This window comes from Pedobacter frigoris (genome assembly GCF_005116445.1).
GTDB lineage: Bacteria > Bacteroidota > Bacteroidia > Sphingobacteriales > Sphingobacteriaceae > Pedobacter > Pedobacter frigoris.
In genome coordinates this window covers 515,869-537,151 of the sequence record NZ_SWBQ01000004.1, presented here as the reverse complement: position 1 = coordinate 537,151, position 21,283 = coordinate 515,869, and the positions used below count along the sequence as shown (strand labels likewise).

The window sequence follows — 21,283 nt, the reverse complement described above, 5'->3', positions numbered from 1 at the left end:
ATGAACTATTTATAATATTGCATTTATGATGCATCTAGAAACAAGAGTTTGCTTGCTTTTATAGCTTCTTTATCCAAACTAACCTCTATAGCATATTGCCTAACGCTTTCCCTAAATACCTTATATTCTTCAGGTGTAGCATTATAGGCATCATTTATGGCTTTTACAAATGAAAGAGGGTCGTCAAGTGACAAATCCCAACCTACACCTTTCTCTCTAAGTGATCTCCATGGTGTAGTATCTGAAAGCAAGACAGGTGTTCCCATAAGCATTGCTTCAATAATCACGTGACCAAAATTCTCACCTTTTGAAGGAAAGAAAAATAGATCATATTTTAAAAAAGTTTCATTTATAAATTTATGCTCCAATTCCCCGCAATAACTAACAGATACCGGTTCTTTTTGTTCCAGTATTAAAGCCTCGCACATCTTCCAATATTCTTCATCTTGCTTTGGTCCGTATATGTCAAAAACCACAGGAACTTCTACTTTTTTTAACACTTGAAGTGCGTATTCTAAATTCTTTTCTTGCGTTAGTCTAGAAATAAAACAGACTTTAAGGGGTGTCCCACTTATTCTTGGATTTTCAATATTGATCTCTTGCGGAATTGGGGGCAAATTGGTTGCAATCTGTATCCTAGACGCGACAGAACCCATTACATCTTTAAAACTAACTACCTCAAATTTGCTTGAAGCCTGCCAATTTAAGTTCTTATAAAGACCAATTGATTTTGCTAAGAAAAGGTATATGGTCTTTTTTAATGATTTTATCTTTAAACAGCCTTCCAGTAACTCACCTCTAGGGGCGACAATAGTAGGCTTTGAGGGCAATTTCCCTAACCTCCTTGCCATTAGGGGCAAAAAAGTAAACCTAGGCTGAAAAAAACTATTTAAGTATAAAATATCGTGTTCTGTATTTGAAATTATTTTTGACCATCCGCTTATCGAAAGATTACCAGGAGAAATATAATAAACATTCACCCCTTCAAAATTTATCCATGTATCTGCTTGAATTTCATCATACGGCAAATCACTTCCTAAATCTCTATCAGAAGTAATGATTCTAAAATCAAAATCGTCACCTAATTGATCAACCAGATTTTTAATTGATCTTAACGGTCCACCCCCATTAAATCCCGGCAGGTAGTAGTCTAGTAATATAAGAATCTTTAATCTGTTCATATAAAGCTTTTATCCAAATAATAGGTTATTTCAAATCGAAATTATTTAAGATTAACTGCGTCTTTTCGTTTTGGTTCGGATAATTAATGAGTACAGCTTTATAAACACCTTTGAAAACAAATAAGCTCCCCGCAGATGCACCAATAATTCCAAATTTACTAATTAATTTACCAATATCATCTAAAGAACCGGCGCCTCCAAGCATAGTCAAAGGAACTGTAACGCTATCCCTCATTTTTTCCGCTAAACTTAAATCATAGCCTTTCATAACCCCATCGTTATCTATAAAATTGATAACGATTTCTCCGACACCATATTTTTGAACTTGTTTTGCTAACTCAAAGGGATTTTTACCAGTACTTTTTTTTCCATTGTTAATATATACTTCGTATCCTCCAAGCATTTTTTTCTTAACATCAATTACCACCACAACACTTTGATTCCCCACACGTTCGGCAATTCTTGTCACAAGTAATGGATCCTCAACTGCAGCAGAACTAATTGCTATTTTTTCAACCCCTAAGCTAAAAATCCTTTGTGCCTGTTCGGGTGTCTTAACTCCTCCTCCATAACATAATGGCATTCTACACTCAGCAGCAAGATTTTCAATCATTCTGTAATCTGGTTCTCTATTCTGTACCGAAGCGTCAATATCAAGCACCGTTAGTTCATCTACTTGCTTTTCGTTGAAAATACGAACAGCATTTATTGGATCACCAACATATTTTGGGTCTTTAAATCTAACGGTCTTAACCAATCCTTTATCATGAACCAGCAAACAAGGTATTATTCTAGGTCTAAGCATTTGTATTTTTACGTAATAACTGAAACAGTCAATAGTTATAATAAGGACATCTGAAAGTCCTTTATCATTTCTATAAGTTTGTTTGTTCTCAATTCTCTTCCAAATTTATTTAAATGATATTCTGTATCGAAAAATAAATTATCATCAAACACCATATCTTGTGGTGTACATAATACTTGTATTTTAAGTCTCGATTTCAAATCCGCTTCAAGGCGAGCAATAATATCCTTATTAATATTATATGTAACTTCTGGTATAGGTGGAAATACAAAAAGTACCTTAACATTTTTTAAAGCAGCAATTTCCAAAAATTGGTTAAGTTTAGCTATCCCTTCCCAATCTTTGTATTCGAATTTGACAGCAAAATCTGAATGTGCAGGATTTTTAAAGTTCAAATTCCCTATCGCGTCACCATATTCATTTGTTAATCGGGTTTGGATAAAAATACTACTTTTACTTGTCAGTGGCTTCAACACAAAATTCTGAACCGATTCAATATTTAATTTAATTGGATTCAACAGCTTTTCTTTTGTAGAAATATCTTTATTGAGGTATTTAATTGAATTTGGATAATATCGAATCAATTGCTCTTCAGCCTTAGGATTAATACGAGAAGGTAAAAAGTATTCAATGCTCAACAAGACTATGTCATTGGATTTTAGCTCATCTTTAAGCTCATTTAACATAAAATCCAATCCAAATCCTGCAAACAAAGCCATATTACAAACATCTAAATTCAAACTATCTCTTAATTTGGCTGAGTTTATTCCATAGAATGCGTTAGAACCTCCGGTTATAATTAACCTTGGAGAATTAATTTTTTTTATTCTCTCATGTTTATCTATAATAGCAGCAACAGGATTGTCAATATATTTCAGTCTTTCGCCGCCGATTCTAAAAAAAAACAATGGAGCTAAGAAAACAATTAACACTATTGAAAATAAAAGTAACCTTAATATAAATCTCCCCATTGTTGATTAAAATTGAAAATACACAAAAGATTCTGCCTTTCCGAAAGAAACGATGATAGCCAAAATAATTAAAATATAAGACAGCCATCTCAGAAGGAGATTCTTTGTGAAAATCCTTTCAATAGCGAAATTATTTTCTCTCCCCTGCCATTCTATTATTAGAAAAATACCAATAACAAAAAGAACAATTAATGATGCGAATCGATTGAAATAGATAGGAATTTCGAAGACTGACTTTGAAAATATTTTTGTAATATAGCGTAAAGCGTGTTGAAGATCAGAAGCTCTAAAAAAGATCCAAGCGAATACAGTTAAACTAAATGTGAGAATCATTTGGCATAATTCTTTAAAAGAAGGGAAGTATTTACCCTTCGCAACTATATCCAAATTGTTTCTATTAGTATTAAAGATAATGGAAGGCATGATATACAAAGCATTTAACAAACCCCAGGCAATAAAAGTCCAATTTGCTCCATGCCAAAAACCGCTCACTAGAAAAATAATTAACGTATTCCTAATTTTTACCCACATTCCACCTTTACTTCCACCTAATGGAATGTATAAATAATCTCTAAACCATGTCGAAAGAGAGATATGCCAACGCCTCCAAAATTCCGCAATATCCCTTGAGAAATAAGGAAATGAAAAGTTCTTTAACAAATCTATACCAAAGAGTCTGCCTGTACCTAAAGCAATATCAGAATAACCTGAGAAATCTCCATAAATTTGGAAAGTAAAGAAAATAGCGCCTAAAACAAGAGTACTTCCATTGAGATTATCAGAATTATTGAAAATCTGATTAGCAAATTCAGCGCAACTATCAGCAATAACAATTTTTTTAAATAGCCCCCAAAGTATTTGCCTAAGGCCATCGACCGCCTGTACATAGTTGAATACACGCTTCTTTTTAATTTGCGGTAATAAATGCGTAGCTCTTTCAATTGGTCCAGCGACTAATAGAGGGAAAAAGCTGACAAATACAGCATAATCAATATAATTAGCTTCTGCCTTTATTCTACTTTTGTAGATATCTATCACATAGGAAAGACCGTGAAAAGTGTAAAAAGAAATACCCACAGGTAGGATTATTTGTAGGGTACCTAGATTCGCATTTAATCCAAAATTTGAAAGTACATCAACAAATGATGTGATAAAAAAATTGTAGTATTTAAAAAGTCCCAAAAACCCTAAATTCACTACAATGCTAATCCAAAACCACATTTTTTTAAATTTCTGAGATTTAGACCGTTCCATTCTCAGTCCAGTAAAATAATCTAAAAAAGTGGAAAAAATAAGCAAGAATAAAAACCGATAATCCCAACAAGCGTAGAAAAAATAACTAGCAAGTAAAAGCAGAATATTTTGGGCTTTTAAATTTCTATTAGTTACAAACCAATATAATATGAAAACAATCGGTAAAAATATGGCAAAATTGACGGAATTAAAGAGCATACTTAGGTGGTTTTAATTTATGCAAGTTTATAATCTTGAGAAATTATTTAAAAGCTGAATTCCGTAATCATGACTTTTTTCAGGATGAAATTGAACTCCATAAACATTATTTTTATTTACTGCACAACTAAACTCTATTCCATAATCCGTGATAGCAATAGTATCTTCAGAATCATTGCAACTAAAGTAATAAGAGTGCAAAAAGTAGAATTTCGCATCATTTTCCAATTTTGCTAACAACTTATTTTCTTTTACGAGAGCAATATCATTCCATCCCATATGTGGGAGATGTGTTTTGAATTTGATCTTAGTTTCATCAAATTTTTTCACTGTTGCATCAATCCATCCCAAACCAGGAAGCCGCCCCTCATCACTTGAATTTGCCAGCATTTGCATGCCAACGCATATGCCCATTACAGGAGTCTGATTTTTCAAGACCAATTCATCCAGTTTAGAGCGCATTCCAGAACCATCCAATTGTTCCATTGCATGATCAAAAGCCCCTACTCCTGGTAATATTAGCTTGTCTACATGATTTAAATCATCTGCAACCTTTGCTATTTTAAAGGGGACATCTAATTTTTTAAAAATATTAGCAAAAGCCCTAATATTACCTACTCCATAGTCTATAATTGCTATCATCTAAACAACCTTTTCTCCAAACCTAAAATCCTCATCACTTTTGATCCTAGAGCAATGATGTTCTTTTTGTTTTTGTAATCTCTATATGTCTTGTTTTCTCCTTCAAAAATTTCTTGCAACTCGGCGACTGTCAGATCTAGCTTATTTGCTACATATTCAAACTCTTGCTTTAAGAATTGTTCATCTAATTCCGGTCTTGAAATTCTGTCCAAGGCCTCTTCCCTAGTCATTTGATTAGTCAAAATTAAACTAGAAAAGTGAGCTCTTCTTTTTTCGAAACCGAATTTTCGTGGCAGCCAATAATCTTCATAAAAACGAGTAAATCTGGATTCATGATGTTTATGCTGGAACTTTTGCCATCCGAATTTCTCCTCAAGCATCTTTTCCACTTCTTTTTTGTTGTAAGGAACTAAATCTAAAGGCTTAAAAACATGCATTCCAAGAACATATTTATAGTATATTTTATATTTTAGAATATCGACCAAAGGAAATGTTTTTAAAGGCCGTTTACCAAAACGCCTATGTATGTCTTTCGTTAAAGTAGTATCAATACCCGCGTATCCGCCCCATTCTTCAGGTTCTCTACAACATTCAGTAGAGATATTGGAACCTGTTAATACATATTTTATTTTATTTTTTCTGGCAAACTTGTACAAAGCAGAAAAAAATGCGTAATCCTGAACTAAATCTTGATCTGGAATCTGAGATTTCAAAAATGCAACTTGTAAATCTTTGATTTCTTCCCAGTTCACAACTTCCGTATAAAGGTCTAAACCAAGTCCATCTATTAGTTTTTCAATATTCCCTACAGCTTGCTGCGTATTCCAGCCAGCATCAACATGGAATATTAGTGGCCTTAAGCCCATTTTCACTTTAGCAATATATGCCAGATAAGAACTATCCAACCCACCACTCATGCCTATTATACAATCAAAATCTTTCCCTTCTCCCTGCTTCTTGATCTTTTCAGCCATTTTCATCAATTCTTTTTCTCCTTCTTCATCGGGATGCCAATTAGGGAGCATAGTGTTATGAAAATTATGATAGTAATCACTTACGCCATTTTCATCAAAAACAATATTTGGATCGGAAGTGTCCATAATAGTTTTTGTGCAAATCTGATATTCTCTCATATGTAGTTTCGTAATTGTATTTTTTTTGCAAAAATGAATAAATCTTCTGACATAAAGTAATTTACGCCTCTATTTTTTGAACTTCTAAAATTTTCAAATACTTGTTTGTATATAAATGAGCTAGTATTTTATAATAGACCTCTTTATCTTCTGATAAAAGTTCAATATTAAAATGATAAATGACCAACTCCGGATTTTTTTTATTAGTTCTAGAAATATTGTCCAGTACAGTTGTAAAGAAAAAAGAGCCAATAGTTGCAGGGCATCTTTTCATACGCTGATATTCCTCTTCAAATGGAAGATCAATTTTTACAATTACAAAACCTATATCTTTAACTTTTGCCAGCTTCTCTTCACTTTCTTTTCTATGAGGATAATAAAGCACTTTCTTATCGCAATTTATTAAGAAAATTTGTGCTAGAAAAGATAGATAATCCTCTTCCTTGAGCAACCCAACCTCCACAATACTACTACCAAGGAAAATAAATTCGTGATCAACTAAAGTTTCCAGTGGATTGTCGAATTTCTCTTGAAGATAAAAATCAACTTGATCATATTTTTGAATTTCAAATTGATATTTGGTAAAGTAGATGAGACCTTTACTAAGCTTTATCCTATGTCTATATAGAAGCGACTTTATTAAAAACAATAAACCTCGATTATCTTTCTTTGCTCTCATGGAGCTAACAGTAAAGCTAGCTGTTCCTTCATCCATCAAATAAAACAGAGCCGGATTAACAATAGATAAAAAAAGGAGAGTATTGTCGCTATCATAATGACTTGCAAAAAAAAGAATATCCGTTGAGATAGGTCTTAGCGATTTGCAGTATTTAATATAACTCAGATGCTTATTTGGATTTAGCAAAATATCTTTAAAAACCCAGTTTTCAAAAACAATGACCTCTCCGAATTTCTCTTCGTCCTGTGCTCTCTTTACCACACGTTGATCACCGGTATCTTCAATTACAACTGTTACTTGAGAGCTATCAACGCTATATTTCCTAATTGCCTCATAGACTTGAAATAATTGGTGCTGCGCTCCTATGAGAAAAACATAATTTTTCATTAATGAAATTGCTCCTTTTCCTTTAAATCATAGTAATGATCCATGTTTCTATATTTAAATACCTGAGCAGGATTGCCACCAGCAATTCCACCAGCCGGTATGCTTTTACTAACAACGGCTCCAGCTTGAACAATAGCTCCCTCCCCTATCTCAATTCCGCCTAATATCAAAACCTTATCTCCAAACCACACATTATCACCTATAAATACATCTTTTATTAAGTATGTATCATCATAAGGGATCTTTTTACCATAATCGTAATTATGATAACTAGTAATAATTAAGCAGTCTGTACCAGAATGAAAGTTATCCCCAATTAATACTTTACCGATTCCATTAATAGTCATGCCATTAAAATTAGGGTTTCTTCCTAAATGCGTTTGTTTAGACAAACGTGTTCTACCACCAACATAAATTTCGCCTTTATGAGATCCAACTTGCTTTAAAACTAGAAATCCTCTTGCATTATTACGAATGCTAATTATCCATCGCTTTATCCTTCCTAACATTTATATCAAAATCTAAATTTCATTTTAAATTTAATCGCTTCAAAAAAACCAATCTTCCATGGCATATTATAAACCCGATTACTTAGCGCCCAAGTAATTAAAAATAATAAAAACCACGATAGCACACTTGATTGAACAGATCCCATCAGGCCCCATTTTTTTGTGAAAAAATAACAAATTGGAACATTTATTATTGCAATAAAAAAGGTAGTGGCAGCTAAAAACTTAGTTTTATTTGCATAAAATATATAATTTGAAACCAAAAAATACATGCCATTTAACCCAAAGCATAGAAGCATCCAAAATAAATATTTACTCCCTTCCCGAAAGCCTTCACCAACAAAAAATTCAAAAAATATAGGTGAGATCAAATAACCAATAACTACCATTAGTAAAATGCAAACCATAAAATAATAAGACATTACAACAATTTGAATATTAATTTTCTTATCATTTATTTTCAGTTTATTAAAAAGCCAAGGTACATATGCACTATTAAAAGATGTCAATACAATTAGAAGAATACTACTTATCTGAAAACTAATGGTATAAATGCCAGTCTCGTTTAAACCAAGAATTTTGCTAATAATCAATCTATCACTCAAAGCAATAATCAATCCTCCCACGGTATGTGGGATTAAAGGTAGACTAAAGTTTAAAATGTCTTTTATAAAAGATATTTTAAACTTAAAAATTGCCTTTTGATAGATAAGAATAATAAGGAAGGAAATAATAGCAAAGCTTCCCGCAGCATATTCCCAAGCAAGCAGGCGTCCTCTCCACCCCTCCAAATATTTTACGAGAAATAGGTAACTAAGACCAAAGTTCAGTAAAGATACACCTATTTGGAGTATGCCATATTGTATTGACTTTTCTTTAACTTGTAAAATAGACAATAAGATTAATGTAATATATTGAAAAAAGGAAATAAGAACAACTGGATACAGAATATCTTCAGGTAATCCTGAAAAATAGGAAATAGGGGTTCCTAAGAAACTGATAATTACAATAAATAGGATCAAACTTATCAAAACAATATAAAGACAATTTCCTATATATTGTCTAAAATCTATCCGGTTGAGACTAAAATATTTCCTTGTAATTGCCCCATGAACACTAAGACCTATGAAGGGGGTAATGAAGCTCACAAAAAGCGTATAAAGTGCTATAATACCGTATTCTTCTGGAGATAGATAATTTGTGAGTACAGGAATTAAAGCAAAAGGAATTGCGGCGTTAATTACATTAGCAGTAAGATAAATTGCTGTATTTTTAAATAGTGCTAATGACTTTATCATTTTGGGATTGGCTTTTTTTATTAAGAACAGTAGATGTTTGAGTCCGTGCTAATGCAAAAAGCATTAAATAAATAATTATATCCCAGAAGTTCGGGAAAAATCTTGATTCAACTAAGCTATAAACAAAAAATGGAACGAAATAATATAAGGGGTATTTAAAAAGTTTATAGAAAATAAATCTATAAACAAATAGCAGCGAAACAATTATCAGTGGAATAATACCGTATTTATTCCAAATATCTAGAAAATTGTTGTAAGTATAAGTCATTCCCGCAAAGTCCCCATCTTTATATCCAAATAATGCCTCTTGAAAACTCATTTTTTGAAAAAAAGCGGATTGGGCTTCACCTCTTATATCATCTTTTATGCTATTTGTATCAACAGTGCCTACGATGTCAATATATTCTAGAATTTGATGATAATAATAAGTTATAAAAAAGAATGAAAGTACACTTATTATGATGAGCATTTTTAATGCCAGTTTCTTGGAATATTCATAGCTAGCTATCAATAAAATAACAACAGCTATAACTATTCCAGCTCGGCTTTGTTGAATCAGGATCAATACTAAGTTAAGAGATGCAAAAAAAACTATTTTCCTGTTATTTTTTTCGTTATAATACTTATTTAATATCATATAAGCATATAGTGAAATGTTTAAGGTCAATGGTATTGCATTAGACGATGCCTTGCCAAAAAAATCTTCTAATTCGGGATGGATCAGCAAACTTGGCAATGTTGCATAATATACGATTCCATAATATATATATAGGAAGATAATATAAAAGTCCATCACCTTTGATTTTATTCTATTATTGTTTACGTAGTAATATGCAAAATAAGTAATAATAGGAGCTACAAAAAAAAAGTTGTCCAATTCTCCTTTAACAATAACATTGACCACACCAAAAAAGAGAAAAACCACCGAAAGAAGCAGTGGTTTTACATATATCTTAGATATTAATCCTTTTATATTTAGAATAGCATATAATCCATAACAAAAAACAAGTAATAAATAATATAACTTGGTATTGCTTTCAGATAGAAAAATAGATATAGTGAAAGGAGCTATAAATAAAAAAATAAATGTAATAGAAACTAAATATGATCTAATATTTCCCATCAAGAAATTATCTAATAACATCTAAAGATTAACTGAAAAAGCTTGTAACTCCAATTCTTACTCATATGGATAACCACTCATCTTAATATAGATATCCATCATTTCAAATTGTTCAGATATGCTACAGAAATCAGAATAATCATTTTCTAAAAATGCTCGCGTTTGCAAATATAAGCCTGGTTTAAAATCGATGTCATATTCTTCATCTTTTATCTCAATCGGATTAATTTGAACACTGCCTATAACCTGAACAGCCAATTTCTCCATAGGCTTTAAAATAAACCTATGCTTCTTGGTCATTATTTCAATGGCCCATCTGCCAGGCGCTTCCCAATTAGCTGTATAGGAAAATAAGGCTTCGCTAGTAGAAATACCCGAACCAACAAAAATTGCAGAACTCGGGTGCCAATCAATTGATCCGGAATGGTAAGCAGAGAGAACTTTGGGCTTGCCTCCTAAATAAAATGCGGTATCTATTACATGGGTAGAATTACCAAAAAACCAATTATTATGTTCTGCAGGATGTTTTACTAAATCTCGTATGGAATGAGACCATTCTGTAAACTCAAAAAAGAAAGAAGTAACCCCTCCATCAGCTTTTATTAACTTTCTCACAGTTCTAATAGAGGAGTAAAATCTTCTATTATAAGCCAATAAAACTGTTTGATTTTCAGCTTTTGTATTAACAATTGATTTGATTTCAGATGGATATCCAAATCCAGGTTTCTCTAGTAAAATATCAAGAACGCCGTAATTTAAAAGCTGTAATGTTGTGTCGGCCAAAGCCTCGATACCAACTGTTACAATAACTTTTTTTGGAATCTTTGGACTTTCACTTAAAAATTTTGAGAGTCCACCACAATATACAGTTACACCAAATTCTGATCTAAATTCTTCATAATTCTTCTCACCTCTACCTATTGCTATAAATGGCACATCTAGAGCCTTCAGGACCTTCGCATATTCCTTTGCCATCAAACCAGTTCCTATAATCCAAAGGTCGTTTTCAAAAACTTTCATTATATCATAATTATGTTATTGGAAAAACAGTATGATGTTGGCTCAATTCCAACCAATCAAACATCAATTTATGTACTTTTAAAGATTCACTAATGCTAGGTAATGCCGACTCTCCATTAGCTATAGAATCAATCCAAACAGAAGTTAGTTCTCCTAAAAATGGAGATACAAACTCCGACTTTAAAGATGGCAAGTAATCTGCACCATACCTTTGGATGGGCATCGCACTATCTTCTTTCCTTAAAGTTGTTATTCTTTCTTGTTCTATTTCATTAATGATTATATGACCGAATGGCGCAATAATGTCCCAATTACCAAAAACAGAGCTCTTAGCTGTGATTGAAACATGGGCCCTACCCACCTCATCACCATTGGCAAAAAACTTAATAGTACACCACCCTCCAAAATCACCATAGTCCGGTCCTCGTCCACTTGCTAAAAGATCTTCCTCGATCTCACCAGCAACGATTTTTGCTTCATCCGCGTCAAAAAGAAAAAACAACATATCCAAATAGTGAATTCCATTTGCTCCTATACCTATTGATCCGGTATTTATTGAAAAGATTTTATATCCAGATAGTTGAGGTCTGTTTTGTAAGTCATCTCTTAATGTTATGAAGGAAGGGTATAACCTCATATTAAGATTAACATAAGCACGCACGTTTGTACTCTCAATATACGATGATAGGTCTTCAACTTCTTTCAAATTTTGCCCTAATGGTTTCTCGACAAGTATATCTTTAGCACCTTTGCTAATTAACAAACGACAAATTTCTTTCCGATCCTTAGCAGGGGAGGCAATAATCGCAATATCTGCACTAAAATCTAAAGCAGATAAATTATCAAACAAATCTAATTTAAACTTATGCAGTAATGATTCTTGGGCCAATTGAATCCTCGCATTGTCTAATGCCGAGGCATTAATATCCAACAATAAAATTTCTGTAATATTATTATTTCTAGCAGCTCCTATCGCATGCCTCATACCCATCCTGCCTGCTCCAATTATTATCAACTTCATATTATATAATTTATTTGATATCATCTAAACCTTTTCCTGCCACATTATGTCGTAGCTTCCACTTACCATCTTCATCTTTACCCCATAGGTGTGGCGATCTAAATTTATCACATAGAGCATGAAAGTCTTCTGGCTTCATTCCGATATATTGCATCACTTCGTCAAAATAACGATCAGGGAATTCTCCGTCAAAACGATTAACTAAGGCAATTCCTTCTTCCCTTGTTAAATGTCTATTGCGTATTTCCTGAGAAGCATCATAAGTAGTTCTTCCTATACCAAATTTTATAAATGTAGTGTAGAAGTGTAGATCATCTATCTTATCATCTATCCCGCTATATTTACTATAAGTACCTTGAGTTCTAAAGGGTCTCGCTTTAAAGCCGGTATTTTCCACAGCGTAATAATAAACTTCCTGTGGAGTCCATTTTAGATAATAACCTAAATAATGAACTTCAATGTTAGCTCTTTCCAACTCCTCTGCTTTTGGAGGTAGGAAAGCCATGATATCAGAAAGTCTGACATCATATTTATCAATCAGTTCGGGAACTGAAACTCCACCCAGGAAAATCTCATCCAAATGCTCGAAACTGTAGTAAGACTTATCTCTCAATGAAGTCATATTGTCAGCAATAGGATTACCATATTCAGCCTCATTTTCACCATAGAAAATCAAATTGATACCTTGCGCAGCAGCAATTTTTGGAGCTAAATTTTTTTGTCCGAGAATAAATGTTTGAAACGGATGTAATAGATTTTCTATAGATAATTTAGTCAAAAGTTTCATTACCTTTCCATTTCTGTAAAAAGAAAGGTTATCGAATCCACTATCTAACCAATTTCTCCAATTTTTCAACCCATAATCTGTATACAATATCGGGGGCCAAGTACAAGTAAGAGGATTCATTCCATATTTATATTTCAAAATATGTGCCTGATAAGCACTATCTTTCCCTCCGCTGCCAGGTACAAGACAATCATAAGATCCGTCATTTTTCCTATGTTTATCCAATAACTTAATCAGTTCCTCCTCTCTCATCCCCCAATTAATATTATCTTTAATTTCTGCTGTTCTGCATGCATCACAAATACCATTTTCATCGAACTGCATAGTCACCTTTTTACTATCAATGGTATGTTTAAACTCAACTGCCGATGCAGGCCTTTGATTAGACATTACACATTTAGCACAAAATTTCACCTCGTGAGGCAGCCCATAATAAGCTTCTAATTTTTTTTCTGACATTATAATAAATTATTAATTATAGCCCAATTTCTATAAATTGAAATTCCTTTTTCAGCACTTTTTTCAGGATGAAATTGAGTGGCAAATATATTGTTTTTTGATATCCCTGAGCAATATTCTAAACCTTCGTAATTGCTTAAAGTCATTACACAAGATTCTTCTGTCGGATCGACATAATAAGAGTGAACAAAATACATAAATTCATTTTCTTCAATCTCAGATAATGGACTATTTCCCCAATGTTGTTTTGAGGAATAAATCTTATTCCATGCAATTTGAGGAACCTTTATTTTTCTTTCGTTATAAATAGCTGGAAATTTTCTAATAACACCGTCTATTAAATTTAATCCTTCTCCTGATCCAAATTCCTCACTTTTAGTAAAAAGCAGTTGCAATCCTAAGCAAATTCCAAACAGCGGTTTGCCATTTCCCACAGCATTTTTTATCGGTTCTACTAGCTTCAAATTTTCTAGATTTGTCATCGCCTCAATAAAAGCCCCGACTCCAGGCAAAATTAGCGCATCAGCTTCTTCAATCTCTTTCTTATCAGAACTTATTATAGCATTCATCCCTACTGTATCACATGCCTGTTTTACACTAAATAAATTCCCAAGATTATAGTCAATTATGACTACCTTTTTCTTAAAGTCACCCATTATATTCTGCATTCAATTTTGTTGTCAACTAAGTATGATTTTATATCATTGAGGCTGCACGGTTCAAAAATATGAAAATTTCTCTTCTGCTGGAGGAATTCTGTATTTCCTTCTTTATCAGATTTTTGAGATTCATTCTCTTTAATAAATTGATAGTGAAGTAAAGATCCCAATGCAACCGCATCTGCTTTTCCTTCTTTAATTACAACGGGAATGTGTTCTTTCTTTCCTGCTCCACCGTGTGCGATAAGGGGAACTGAAATTAATGAGCTTACTTTCGAAATCAATTCTAAATCGAATCCTTCTCCAGTTCCTTCTTTATCTACCGACGTAATTACTATCTCTCCGACACGCATATCATCTAACCTCTGCGCCCATTCAAATACATCTAAGCCAGTATGTTCCCGCCCGTTGTCAGTGTATGCAAGATATTGTCCATTTTGTTCTTTAATTGCTTCAATAGCGACAACAATAGTTGATGATCCAAACATTCTCGTTGCATCCTTTATCAATTGTGGATTATTTATGGCAGCTGTATTTAAACAAACTTTATCTGCACCCGCTCTTAATACCTCTTTAATGTCAGAAATACTTCTTAAACCACCACCAACGGTAATAGGGATAAAAATACTCTTTGCAGTTTCAGAAATAATATCATGCAAACTGTTTCTCTCATACAGAGAGGCCACAACGTCCATAAACATAAGCTCATCAGCTCCTTGTTCATAATAAAACTTCGCAAAATCTGATGGTTTGCCCAGAACCCGCAATCCCTCTAAATGTATTCCCTTTACTAAATTTGGCCCCTTAATATCTAATCTAGGGATAATTCTAACTGTTTTCATTCTTCGCTTCTATTAAGAAATATTCTGCTATTTTCCAATCTCTCATGTTATCGATATCAATACTTCGTTCCTCTGGCATCACGCTTTTAATAATTTTTGTAAACCCCTGAAAATTAGTTCTCTTTAACGCTGCTACACTTATTAAATACATTGAACCATTGAAAGCATAAACCTCTGGACAATCCTGTCGTCGTATGCCATCCGATTCTTTTGACTTTTTTAAATAGCCATATTGATCTTGTTCAAATAAATTAAAATAAGGGCTATTTTTTGACACACAGACTGAAACAACCATATCACAATCTGCAGTATACAAAGCATTCATTTTGTTAAAATCTTCAACTAATCTAAACGGTGAAGTTGGTTGCAACAAAAGTACACTATCAAAATTAATATCTAAGGCATCGTAATGATTTAAGGCATGCATAATCACTTCATAGGATCCCGCAAAATCTGACGCCAATGCATCCGGCCTTACAAACGGAACGGGTAAATTATATTTTTCAGCGATATCAATCACCTCAGGATCATTCGTACTAATACAAACGATATCATTATGAGTAGCTACCTCTTTTGCAAATAATATTGAATAAGCAATCAACGGAAGTTCACCCAAATTCTTAACATTCTTACCTTTCAAACCTTTTGAGCCCGCTCTAGCGGGAATTAAAATTAAAGTTTTCATGTTAAATTAATATGTTTTATATCTTCTTGCGCCTTAATAAAATCCTGATGTTTACCTATATCTAGCCAATATCCTAGTAAAGGGTAATGAACAAGCTGATGTTGGTCGTCCTCAATGAGTATATCCATCAAATCAGTAGCGTTAAAAAAAGTATCTTTATTTACATATTTTTTTAAATGTGATTTAATTAAATAAATTCCACCATTTGAATAATAAGTATAAGTTGGTTTTTCAGAAAAAGCACTTACTTGGTTTCCTTCGGTCTCTAAAACAGCATATGGAATATTTACATTATAAGGGATACTGGCTACGGACATACAAGCCTTATTCTCAGTATAAAAATTATAGAAATCTTCAAAATCTATATTTGTCAATAAATCCGAATTCATAACCAAGCAATCATCATAAGAAAAATTTTCTATTAATGACAATGCCCCTAATGTTCCCAGAGGATCTTTTTCTTCTAAATATGTGATTTTGACCCCTTTTGCAGTACCATCTCCAAAATAATTCATGATCTGTTCTTTCAAATATTTAACACTGATATAAATATCCGAAATACCATAAGCGATCAAACGATCAATATTATGCTCAATGATTGGCTTATTTCCTATTTTGAGCATGGGCTTAGGGCATGTATCTGTAAACGGGCTTAATCTTTCTCCTCTACCTCCAGCCATGATCAATGCTGTAACCGGAAGAATCGTCTTCGTTTTGGTTAGGTCAATTACATCTAAAAGTTGATAATTATCATCGATTAAAGGAATTAATTGAATGCCATTTTTCTTATACTCTTTGATAAGTAAAATATTCTCTTGACTATTCTTTAAAAATTTAAAATTGCTATTCATGAAGGAAAAAATTGGCTGTGAAATTTCCAGCCCGTTAAGCAATCCCCTTCTAATATCACCATCAGTTAGAGAACCGACCAGCTTATGATCATTATCCACAACAAACAATGTTCTGCTCACAAAATCTCTCAATAAATCAAGCGCCCTCAAAGCAACCCTAGCTTCTGCATTCAAATTAACAATATGTTGTTCCATGTTATTCATTTTAATTGCTTTAAAATATTAATGAGATTGCTCGATGAATTCTTTTTAAAGTATATATTCTCTTCAGAAAAATGTCTTTTATCATTTATTGTATTTATGGCTTCTTGAATAGAAGCCTGGATTATTGGAACCTGCAAAATATTTTTACTAGTTGCTCGTCCTTCTTGCCTATTTCCAATGTTTATCACATACTTTCCAAAACTCGCAGCTTCTATTATCCCACTCGAAGTATTTCCCAATAAGAATGAACAATACTTCATAGCAGTAAAATAGCTTTGAGAGCCCAAGTTTTCAACTAAATAAACGTTGTTGTTATTTCTCAATTCGTCAACCAATATTTTTCTTACAATATTGCCTTTAGTATCAGCATTAGGCATTGTTATTAAAAACTGAAAAGAAGGATTATCTTTAATAACATTGACCAATTCATAAGCATATTTTTCATTATCTGAGGGAGAAACTGTTTCAGGATGAAATGTGGTAAGAATTGTATCCTTAGACAAGTCAATATGCCATTTTTCTTTAAATTCAGGTATTGTCAACAATGGAATGGTTGAAATATTTTCAAGACCTAGCGCCCCAATATAATATATATTATTATCTGAGCCTATGATTTCACTAACTTTCTTACCATACAATGCAGTGGAAACAAAATGAAATTTAGATGCTAAAGTAATTGCGTGTCTAAATACATTATCAATAGCCCCCAGTGTAGTTTCACCACCATGTAAGTGTGCAAAAGGAATGTTAAATGCAATACCCGCTGTTACTGCTGCAAACATTTCATATCTATCTCCAAGGCAAAATATCAAGTCAAAATTGGCAGCATGTTGAGCCCAAAAACCAGCAAATTTAATAGTAGTTAACCCAATTGCGGTAGAAATTGATTCCCGACTATCGGTCATGAGCATAGACTCAATCGCATATTTTACTTCAAATCCTTCTTTGATTATTTGTTGGATCGTCTCACCATGAAAAGTGGACAAGTGGGTTCCAAATGCAATAATGCTTAATTCAAAATATTTGTCTTCGCTTAATCTTTTTAATAAAGGAAGGTAAATTCCAAAATCTGCTCTTGAACTCGTTAAAACTCCTATCCTCATAATACAAAGTCAGTAAAAGATAGTTTATGACCGGCCTCTAAATCTTTATTTAACTCTTTTCCAATAAGATCATCCATAATCATTGGTGAAATACCGTCACCCGGCCTTAGCATTTCAAAATCTTCTGCAGATAAAAACTCCCCGGCCTTTTTATCTCTGTTTAAATGAATACTCTTTCTTGCTATGCTCGAATTTTTCATTTCAGAAATAGACGGCTCCTTTAGGCCTGATCCGGATATGGCTGCATCTATATTTCTAATCGCACTAACCATTGCTTTTAACTCCAAAGGCTCCAAAGATGCAGCATGATCAGGCCCTGGCAAATTGCGGTCAAGTGTATAATGTTTCTCTATTATCCTAGCTCCCAGCGCCACAGCTGCGATTGGGACTTCAATACCAAGGGTATGATCTGAGTACCCGACTTCTGTCCCAAAAACTTCCCCTATATGAAGCATTGCCTTTAGGTTGACATCATGCATCGGTGTTGGATATTCAGTATTGCAATGAAGTATTGAAATATCATCTTTTCCAATTCCATTTTTCAAGAATACATTTATCGCTAAATGAATATCTTCCATCGTAGCCATACCTGTAGATAAGATTACTTTTGAAAATAATTCCGCAGCTCTTCTTAAGTAGGGAAGGTTAGTGATCTCTCCCGATGGAATTTTAACCATATCCAAACCTATACTTGAAAGATATGTTAAAGACTCTAAATCAAAAGCCGTAGAAAAAAATTTAATATTTTTACTTTTGCAGTAAGCAATCAAATTTTCATGGTCCTTTATGGAAAGCTCCAATTTTTTAAGCATCTCTAATTGAGATTCTTCATTATTTTGGGTATTTTCTATCTGATAATCGGCCTTCTTTGCTGCGCTGGAGACGAGTTTATCGGCCTTAAAGGTTTGAAACTTCACATAGTCAACTCCCGCAGCGACAGCAACATCTATTAACTTGAAAGCATTATCCAAATTTCCGTTATGATTTACACCCGCTTCCGCAATTATAACTGTATGTTTCATTAAATTATTTTATTACAGGATTACCAACATAAACTCCAATTTTAAACCCTGAAACCACTTGGTATATTAACAAGTCTGTCTGCCAACCAAATGCTATTTTTTAAGTCATCCGCCTGACAATTTTTAAACATTTCCAATCTATTCATCAACTCCCAAACTGGTCTAGTCATTACTCCATTAGAGTTAGAATAAGTTAAAAATGCGTCACGTTCTTCACGATTATCAAATAATAAAGCATTAAGCCAATAATTAGCTTTAGCCTCTGAGATTTCGGCTATAAATTCGATATTTTGCGATTCAAAGAATTCTTTGTAAGAACTAGATAAATTCCTCTTATTTTCGACAAATTTCTCCAGCTGTTCTAATTGTGCGCAGGCTAAGGCTGCATTTAAGTTTGGCATCCGATAATTGAATCCAATTTCATCGTGAACGAATTCCCATTTGTGAGGCACTTTTGCCTGAGTGGTTAAATGCTTAGCTCTCTTTGCTAGCTCTTCATCATCTGTTATTAAAGCGCCGCCGCCACCACAAGTAACAGTTTTATTCCCATTGAAACTGAAAACACCAATTTTACCAAAAACTCCGGTATGTCTACCTTTATAATAACTCCCTAATGATTCAGCTGCGTCTTCGACCAAACAAATACCCCATTCTTCACATATTGCTCCAATTTCATCGATTCGGCAAGGTAATCCGAAAGTATGCATTGGTACACAAGCGGAAATCTTCTTTCCCGTTAACCTATTATATGTACCATTTGGTTTCTTTTCGGCATTCTGTTCCAGAAAGCTTTTTAAGGCACTAGAAGACATTCCTAAAGTATCTCTGTCTACATCTACAAAAAGTGGTGAAGCCCCTACATAACTAATCGCATTGGCGGTAGCAATAAATGTCAAAGATTGAGATAAAACTTCATCTCCAGATTTTACACCCGCCAGGATCAATGCCATATGTAATGCATTTGTGCCATTCACAATGGCAACCGCATATTTGGCACCAGTGATCTGTGCCATCATTTCTTCAAATTTATTTACATAGGATCCAACCGAAGATACAAAAGTCGAATCTATAGCATCAAGAACATACTCTCGTTCATTACCTATAAAAACGGGTTCATGCAACCCTACAAAATCCCTCTCCGGATACTGCTCTTTAACAAAAGTGACTATTTTCTCAAATTTTTCTATCATGTTACATCTTGGCGTCTAAATACTTACCTGTTTCTTTATGTCCAAAATCAGGAATCATCTTATGAAATAAGTCTACAATGTCATCTTTTGTCCATGATCTATTACTCTTCAACTTTGTAATAGCATCACTGAAATATTCAAGCTTATACTGGTCAAAACCCGATTCATTTTTAATTACTCCAAGATTTTCAAAACGGTCCATATCAAGGGTTTCATTATCTGTAAAAAACTCCTCAAAATCCTTTTCCCCGGTAGTATCACTGGTGGTAAACAGACATGGCCATTTTTTCTGTTGAGGAAGTGTTTCAATCAATCCCCGGGCTTCACCTTCGGTTTTACACAAAAAAGGTTCATATTCCAATTCTGCAAGATATTTCTCGGCAATACTTGCAAAAGTTATCAGATGTAAATCTTCACTTAATTTCGGAAAGAAGACATCTCTGTTCTCACCAAAAATACATGACATTAAACACAACTCACCTGATTCTTTAGGTATTACAAAATACCTCTTAATATCATTTGGAGCAACGATGGGTTGTTTTTTTTGAATTCTTTGGTTAAACCCATGTAATAAAGATCCATCAGAAAATGCAACATTTGCAAACCGTGCAGTGGAAATGCTAATTTCTTCACTTTTTCTCATTAAAAACATTTCCATAATCCGCTTGGATGCACCCATCATGTTTACAGGATTAGCGGCCTTATCTGTTGATACACAAAAATACTTTTTAGTTCCTTTTGCTATAGCATGATTAATAGTCTTTTCAGTATTAAAAATGTTTACATCAATCATTCTCATTAATGTATAAGGATCTTTTTCACTTCTTACATGTTTTAATGCAGATAGGTTCAAAATATAATCATAATAACCGTCATTTTCAATAAAAGCATCATACTCTACAGATCCGATATCTAACGCAAATGTTTGGAAGTCTCCATCAATATAACCAAATGAACTCCTTATGTCACGCACAAGTTCCACCATATTGTTTTCACTAATATCAACAACATGCAGTTTAAGTGGATTTCTCTTAAATATTTCTTTTGTTACAGCCTGGCCTATTGAGCCCGCTCCCCCAATTACTAAAAAACTCGAATTTGAAACAATCTCTTTTAATACTGTTTCATGACTTTTTATGTCTTGAAAAAATAATTCTTTATTTCTGCCAATTAGGTTAAGAATATTCATTATTTACTGTCTTCTATTTATATTGTCTTATTAAAATAATACGGTTTGTAAGCCTATGGGGCTTTCTGAGA

Annotated in this window: 21 protein-coding genes; all 21 read right to left on the bottom strand. The window is 33.3% G+C overall.

Annotation, left to right across the window (positions count from 1 at the left end; translation table 11 throughout):
- Positions 1 to 23 precede the first annotated feature (23 nt).
- Complete coding sequence (locus tag FA047_RS16085) at positions 24 to 1,181, bottom strand: glycosyltransferase family 4 protein (RefSeq protein ID WP_136837094.1); 1,158 nt, start codon at positions 1,179 to 1,181, stop codon at positions 24 to 26.
- Between the two features lie 25 nt (positions 1,182 to 1,206).
- Entirely contained in the window at positions 1,207 to 1,986 is a 780-nt protein-coding gene (locus FA047_RS16080; protein ID WP_136837093.1) for an AglZ/HisF2 family acetamidino modification protein, read from the bottom strand.
- A gap of 35 nt (positions 1,987 to 2,021) precedes the next feature.
- On the bottom strand, positions 2,022 to 2,957 hold the full coding sequence (locus tag FA047_RS16075) for a hypothetical protein (protein ID WP_136837092.1): 936 nt from the start codon (positions 2,955 to 2,957) through the stop codon (positions 2,022 to 2,024).
- Positions 2,958 to 2,963: 6 nt separating this feature from the next.
- On the bottom strand, positions 2,964 to 4,409 hold the full coding sequence (locus tag FA047_RS16070) for an MBOAT family O-acyltransferase (protein WP_136837091.1): 1,446 nt from the start codon (positions 4,407 to 4,409) through the stop codon (positions 2,964 to 2,966).
- 27 nt (positions 4,410 to 4,436) lie between these two features.
- Positions 4,437 to 5,051, bottom strand: a complete 615-nt coding sequence (hisH, locus tag FA047_RS16065) for an imidazole glycerol phosphate synthase subunit HisH (RefSeq protein ID WP_136837090.1) — start codon at positions 5,049 to 5,051, stop codon at positions 4,437 to 4,439.
- Complete coding sequence (locus FA047_RS16060; RefSeq protein WP_136837089.1) at positions 5,048 to 6,184, bottom strand: N-acetyl sugar amidotransferase; 1,137 nt, start codon at positions 6,182 to 6,184, stop codon at positions 5,048 to 5,050. Before FA047_RS16060 ends, hisH (FA047_RS16065) begins: the two co-directional genes overlap by 4 nt.
- 61 nt (positions 6,185 to 6,245) lie before the next feature.
- On the bottom strand, positions 6,246 to 7,250 hold the full coding sequence (locus FA047_RS16055; protein WP_136837088.1) for a hypothetical protein: 1,005 nt from the start codon (positions 7,248 to 7,250) through the stop codon (positions 6,246 to 6,248).
- A complete protein-coding gene (locus tag FA047_RS16050; protein WP_136837087.1) occupies positions 7,250 to 7,759 on the bottom strand; it encodes an acyltransferase in 510 nt (169 codons plus the stop codon). Before FA047_RS16050 ends, FA047_RS16055 begins: the two co-directional genes overlap by 1 nt.
- A gap of 5 nt (positions 7,760 to 7,764) precedes the next feature.
- Complete coding sequence (locus tag FA047_RS16045; RefSeq protein WP_136837086.1) at positions 7,765 to 9,057, bottom strand: lipopolysaccharide biosynthesis protein; 1,293 nt, start codon at positions 9,055 to 9,057, stop codon at positions 7,765 to 7,767.
- Positions 9,032 to 10,201: an O-antigen ligase family protein gene (locus tag FA047_RS16040; protein WP_136837085.1), complete on the bottom strand. Its 1,170-nt coding sequence runs from the start codon at positions 10,199 to 10,201 to the stop codon at positions 9,032 to 9,034. The genes FA047_RS16045 and FA047_RS16040 overlap by 26 nt, the downstream gene beginning before the upstream one ends.
- A 36-nt stretch (positions 10,202 to 10,237) precedes the next feature.
- Positions 10,238 to 11,200 (bottom strand): Gfo/Idh/MocA family oxidoreductase, encoded by a 963-nt coding sequence (locus tag FA047_RS16035; RefSeq protein WP_136837084.1) that lies wholly within the window; start codon positions 11,198 to 11,200, stop codon positions 10,238 to 10,240.
- Between the two features lie 10 nt (positions 11,201 to 11,210).
- Entirely contained in the window at positions 11,211 to 12,221 is a 1,011-nt protein-coding gene (locus tag FA047_RS16030) for a Gfo/Idh/MocA family protein (protein ID WP_169304430.1), read from the bottom strand.
- A gap of 10 nt (positions 12,222 to 12,231) precedes the next feature.
- Positions 12,232 to 13,467: an N-acetyl sugar amidotransferase gene (locus FA047_RS16025; RefSeq protein ID WP_136837082.1), complete on the bottom strand. Its 1,236-nt coding sequence runs from the start codon at positions 13,465 to 13,467 to the stop codon at positions 12,232 to 12,234.
- Entirely contained in the window at positions 13,467 to 14,135 is a 669-nt protein-coding gene (gene hisH / locus FA047_RS16020; protein ID WP_136837081.1) for an imidazole glycerol phosphate synthase subunit HisH, read from the bottom strand. The genes FA047_RS16025 and hisH (FA047_RS16020) overlap by 1 nt, the downstream gene beginning before the upstream one ends.
- Positions 14,123 to 14,968 carry an imidazole glycerol phosphate synthase subunit HisF gene (gene hisF, locus FA047_RS16015; RefSeq protein WP_136837080.1) on the bottom strand — a complete coding sequence of 282 codons (846 nt, stop codon included), beginning with the start codon at positions 14,966 to 14,968 and terminating at the stop codon, positions 14,123 to 14,125. Before hisF ends, hisH (FA047_RS16020) begins: the two co-directional genes overlap by 13 nt.
- Positions 14,955 to 15,653, bottom strand: a complete 699-nt coding sequence (locus tag FA047_RS16010; protein WP_136837079.1) for an acylneuraminate cytidylyltransferase family protein — start codon at positions 15,651 to 15,653, stop codon at positions 14,955 to 14,957. The genes hisF and FA047_RS16010 overlap by 14 nt, the downstream gene beginning before the upstream one ends.
- Complete coding sequence (locus FA047_RS16005; protein WP_225872756.1) at positions 15,650 to 16,699, bottom strand: nucleotidyltransferase family protein; 1,050 nt, start codon at positions 16,697 to 16,699, stop codon at positions 15,650 to 15,652. The genes FA047_RS16010 and FA047_RS16005 overlap by 4 nt, the downstream gene beginning before the upstream one ends.
- Positions 16,700 to 16,704: 5 nt before the next feature.
- Positions 16,705 to 17,811 (bottom strand): UDP-N-acetylglucosamine 2-epimerase, encoded by a 1,107-nt coding sequence (gene neuC, locus FA047_RS16000; protein WP_136837077.1) that lies wholly within the window; start codon positions 17,809 to 17,811, stop codon positions 16,705 to 16,707.
- The gene (neuB, locus tag FA047_RS15995) at positions 17,808 to 18,833 is read right to left on the bottom strand and encodes an N-acetylneuraminate synthase (protein ID WP_136837076.1); all 1,026 of its coding nucleotides are present in this window, start codon (positions 18,831 to 18,833) and stop codon (positions 17,808 to 17,810) included. The genes neuC and neuB overlap by 4 nt, the downstream gene beginning before the upstream one ends.
- 41 nt (positions 18,834 to 18,874) lie before the next feature.
- On the bottom strand, positions 18,875 to 20,023 hold the full coding sequence (locus FA047_RS15990) for a LegC family aminotransferase (protein ID WP_136837075.1): 1,149 nt from the start codon (positions 20,021 to 20,023) through the stop codon (positions 18,875 to 18,877).
- A gap of 1 nt (position 20,024) precedes the next feature.
- Positions 20,025 to 21,212, bottom strand: coding sequence for a UDP-N-acetylglucosamine 4,6-dehydratase (locus tag FA047_RS15985; protein ID WP_205943325.1), 1,188 nt, complete (start codon positions 21,210 to 21,212; stop codon positions 20,025 to 20,027).
- Positions 21,213 to 21,283 lie beyond the last annotated feature (71 nt).